The following is a 944-nucleotide window of genomic DNA, read 5'->3' on the forward strand; positions in this document are numbered from 1 at the left end:
CACCGCCATGTGGAACAGCCAGGGCCCCCGCTCTTCCGGAGCGCGTGGGCGGCGGTGACATAAAATAGCGTCCTTGTCAGGGACCAGTTCGGTTTGTACAAACAGGTTGCTGAAGGCCGGATGGGCCAGATCGCTTGCCATCGGGGCCAGCACCACCTCGGCATAGGTGGTCAGTGCAATGGTGCGCGGGTGACGGCCCCGATGCAGCAGGGTTATCCGGCGCAGTTCGATATCATCTTCCGGTGACACCACGATATGGGTTTTCACGCGCAGGCTATCGGCTTTGCGGGTGAACTCCGCCCCGGCATCGGTAAAAATCACATCGTAGTGGCTGGCTGCATCGCTGTCGGTTTGCCAGGTGGTATTCCACACCTCACCGGTTTGCGGATCGCTGAGATAGCAGTAACTTCCCCAGTTATCGCAGACCATCAGGTGATAGTCATGGTTGGCAAGCAACTGCACCTCAGGGAACAGCGTGTCGGCGTCGTGAAAGCGGCGCGGTTGGTATTGCGCAGGTTTGAGACGACCATCATAGGCATCGAAGTGCCGACGGGGGCTGTAAAGCTCAATGGCCTCAGGAACGCGTTCTTGCAGCAACAGGCGCGCAGATTGAAACGCGGCGCTGGACATAAAACGTTCAACCATTGGCGCACCCAATAACACATAAGAGAGCGCCTGAAAGGCCATGCCCTGATGGTGTGCCATCCACGAACGCACAATGGCATGGCTCTGTCCGTTGGCTAAACGCGACGGGGTGTAATCCAGCGCTTCATAGAAGCCATACTCACCGTGCGCGCCGAGCTTTTTCAAACGAGCGAGATTATCGCAGGCCTTGTCCGGGGCGTTCATCAGCGCCATCAGCGTGGCGTAAGGAGCGATCACCGTATCATCAGCCAACCCGCGACGCAGGCCGAGACCCGGTACACCGAACGCATGATACTGGT

At 58.4% G+C, this 944-nt stretch carries 1 protein-coding gene; it reads right to left on the reverse strand.

The features are described from left to right. Positions 1 to 944: glucoamylase family protein (locus tag J5224_RS30345; RefSeq protein ID WP_319802515.1), on the reverse strand; the 944-nt coding region annotated here is incomplete at both ends.

The sequence above is a fragment of the Candidatus Symbiopectobacterium sp. NZEC135 genome (assembly GCF_025962695.1).